The organism is Spirochaetota bacterium, from assembly GCA_017999915.1.
Lineage (GTDB): Bacteria > Spirochaetota > UBA4802 > UBA4802 > UBA5550 > RBG-16-49-21.
This window is the reverse complement of the sequence record JAGNKX010000029.1, coordinates 1-3,619: the sequence shown is the minus strand read 5'-3', so window position 1 is coordinate 3,619 and position 3,619 is coordinate 1. Positions and strand designations below refer to the sequence as shown.

2 protein-coding genes are annotated in these 3,619 nt (G+C 51.5%); both read left to right on the top strand.

Features of this window, described 5'->3' with window-relative positions; all coding sequences use genetic code 11:
* Positions 1–388 precede the first annotated feature (388 nt).
* Positions 389–1,894, top strand: coding sequence for an ABC-F family ATP-binding cassette domain-containing protein (locus KA369_24195; GenBank protein ID MBP7739092.1), 1,506 nt, complete (start codon positions 389–391; stop codon positions 1,892–1,894).
* A 165-nt stretch (positions 1,895–2,059) separates the two neighbouring features.
* Positions 2,060–3,535, top strand: a complete 1,476-nt coding sequence (locus tag KA369_24190; protein MBP7739091.1) for a cardiolipin synthase B — start codon at positions 2,060–2,062, stop codon at positions 3,533–3,535.
* The last annotated feature ends 84 nt before the right edge of the window (positions 3,536–3,619 follow it).

Genomic DNA, 3,619 nt, shown 5'->3' with positions numbered 1-3,619 from the left:
TCACCTGCAAGATATGACTTAAACTTTTCAGGAGGCGGGATTTTCTGCCGCTTTGTATTTTCAGGTATATTATTGACCTGTTCCATAACTTTCGGGGTCAAGGAGTACGGAGAAGGAATTGATCCAGTCAATCATTGTTCCGAACATCCGTCATAAAGTTTTATTCGTAATGAATCATTTCGATTTTTTGAGCCTGAACTTTGATGGGAATAACTATTTAAATGTATTGACAAAAAACATCAACATGAAATAATTTATTAACCTCAATAAAGGAGCAAATTTAAGTATGAAAAATGCTGACTAACTGAAAGAGTGAATTTTATAATCCTCTCTTTCGGTATAAACCTCAGGTCGCCAGGCCATGATTATGCAATTCAAGGAGAGGCTGATGTCAGCAAAAAATCTTAAATTTGTCGATGTTTCGTTTTCTTACCATATATTGCAGGAACCGATTGTTTCATCACTGAACGTACATTTCTCGAAAGGGTGGACAGGTATCGTCGGTCCTAACGGAGTTGGCAAATCTACTGTAGCAAAACTTGCCGCAGGTATTCTTTTGCCCACAAGAGGTTCCGTTATCATTGATGATGGTTTAAAGTCTTTTTACTGCGAGCAAAGCACTGTCAATCCTCCAGACCGTGTTGCGGAATTTATTATTAAAGCGGAATCGCTGTCAGGTAAACTATGCTCAATGCTTGAAATCGATACTGATTGGGCGGACAGGTGGGATACGTTAAGCCATGGCGAACGAAAACGCTTGCAAATTGGAATGGCTCTCTGGAGCGAGCCGGATATTCTCGTGCTTGACGAGCCTTTCAATCACATTGATATTAAAACAAAGCAATTGCTCCTCTCATCGCTGCTAACCTTCAATAGCATTGGTATTTTGGTATCACATGAAAGGGACATGCTTGATGCATTATGCCATTCCTGTCTGTTCATGCGCCCAGGTTATGCAATGCTTCGCCGGGCAAATTTCACGGAAGGGTATGAAAACCAGCAATTTGAGGATGCCGTACGTGAGAAAAACTACCGGCTTGCACTGGCCAGATACCGCGACACGAAAAAAAGGGCCGCCTCCATGAGACAGCGTGAAGATGGAAAAGCAGGTAAGCTCTCAAAAAGAAAAATCCCCAGAAACGATCGTGACGCTAAGTGCAAGGTGGATGCTGCGCGGCTCACCGGGAAGGATAAAAAAGGTGCCCGGAAAGTCAAACTACTTGAAGCGCGAGCCGACAAGTTGGGAAGCGATGCGTCCTCAATCTATTTTCGCAGACGCAAGACCAATGGTATCATCTTCAAGGGTGAGATATCCGAACGCAATTCCCTTGTTGCTATTGAGGAACAAAGCATTCCCTTGGGTCCTGAAAAGAAATTGCTGGTGCCCGATATCAATGTGTCTCCCGATGACAGGATCGCGATAATCGGAGGGAACGGCACAGGGAAAAGCACTTTGATCAATTTCATTATCCGGAAAATCCGTCTTCTACCTGAACATGTTGTTTACGTCCCCCAGGAAATTGACACACAATTATGGGGAAAAACACGGGACGTGATGAGTCAACTTGACGGTGGGAGCCTCGGACTTTTACTGACCGCAGTTCATCGTCTCGGCTCAGAACCGGATAGGGTTATTCATTCTGAAATACCAAGTCCCGGTGAGATGAGGAAAATAATGCTGGCCCTCGGACTCTTGAAAATTCCGTCACTTGTTATCATGGACGAGCCAACCAATCACATGGATATACCTTCGATTCAGTGCCTTGAGAATGCTTTATGCCAGTATGATGGAGGATTGATTATCGTAAGTCACGACCGTGCTTTTATCCGAAATACAACGAACATCATATGGGAAATAGTTGGCAGCGGCTCAGAATTAAAATTAAAAATATAGCAAGGGATAAGTTCTTATGCCGCTTTCCTGTACCAAATTATAACATTCAGCAACGCTTCAAGCGCGTTTTTGAATCAGATGCTTTAAGTTTATGCAATGATCTTGACATGTATAACATTATGAATTATTCTCTTGATGTACGGAAATCATGGATCACACAATGATATGAAACAAAAATCTCCCCGCGTGCCCCCCGCAGCAACAAGCCCGGAGGTCCAACTGCTCGCAGAACAGGCATTTTCAAGGGCAGCAGGCGCGCCCCTCATACAGGGCAACACCATCAGCGTCCTCAAGGATGCGTCGGAAAACTATCCCGCCTGGCTTGATGCAATGCGCGGAGCGGAGAAAAGCATCCATTTCGACTCTTATATCATCTACAGCGACGACATCGGCGGCGAATTCGCGAAAGTCATGGTGGACAGGGCACGGGAGGGAGTTCGAGTCAGGGTGATATACGACTGGCTCGGCGCGATGGGCAAGACCTCCCGCCGCTTCTGGAAGGACCTGCGGCTCGCCGGCGCCGAGGTCCGCTGTTATAATCCCCCGCGGCTCCAAAGCCCCCTTGGATGGATGAGCAGGGACCACCGGAAGATGATAGCGGTCGACGGACGGAAGGGCTTTGTCTCAGGCCTCTGCGTCGGCCGCAAGTGGGCGGGCTACCCGGACAGGGGGATCGACCAGTGGCGCGATACCGGCGTCATGGTCACGGGTCCCGCCGTTGCCGACATCGAGTGCGCTTTCGCGGATCTGTGGGCGACCATGGGCCCCGCCCTGCCGCCGGAAGAGACACCGGACAGGAAGGCGATCCGCAAGACCGGCGATGTCATGCTGCGGATTGTGGCAAGCGTACCGAACATCGCTGGTCTGTTCCGCCTGGACCAGCTCATTGCCGCGGCGGCGCGAAAGCGACTCTGGCTCACTGACGCGTACTACCTCGGGCTCACGCCTTACGTGCAGTCGCTCAGGGCCGCGGCGGAGGACGGGGTGGATATCAGGCTCCTGGTTCCGGGGACGACGGACATTCCTATTCTGCGTGCCGTGTCACGTGCCGGGTACCAGCCGCTCCTCGAGGCAGGTGTGAGGGTTTTCGAGTGGAACGGGCCCATGCTGCATGCCAAGACCGCGGTTGCCGACGGCAGGTGGACGCGCATAGGGTCGAGCAACCTGAACATCGCCAGCTGGATCGGGAACTACGAGCTCGACGTGATGGCGGAAGACAAAGACTTTGCGCACGTGATGGAGCGAATATACATCGAGGACCTTTCTAACTCGACGGAGATCGTGCTGGGCAAGCACCGTACGGCGTCTCCGGTTCAAAAAAGGCCGCACCGGGAATCCCGCATCAAGGGACGCGGGAGCCTGGGCCGGGCCGGGGCTGGCTTCATCAGCGCGGGCAGGGTCGTGGAGGCGGCGATCACCAACCGCAGGGTGCTCGGCCCCGCCGAGTCGAAGATCATGTTCATTGCCGGCCTCGTGCTGCTCACTCTCTCAGCGGTGGCGGTCCTGTGGCCGCCTGTCCTGATGGTCCCGTTCGCACTGCTGGGCGGGTGGCTCGCGGTGTCTCTGATATTCGGCGCGTACAAGACGAGGGCGCGGTACGGCAGGAAATATTTCACATCCCGCCGTGATAATGACCGCTGAACGCGCATACCGGCAATCACGTACGCAACATACCTGACGGCACGCCATCCGGTTTTTCACTTGAATTTCAGGTCAAGTCCGCCT

Excerpts from the sequence above, each read along its gene's own strand:
- KA369_24195 (MBP7739092.1), top strand. The coding sequence starts at position 389 with ATGTCAGCAAAAAATCTTAAATTTGTCGATGTTTCGTTTTCTTACCAT.
- KA369_24190 (MBP7739091.1), top strand. The coding sequence starts at position 2,060 with ATGAAACAAAAATCTCCCCGCGTGCCCCCCGCAGCAACAAGCCCGGAG.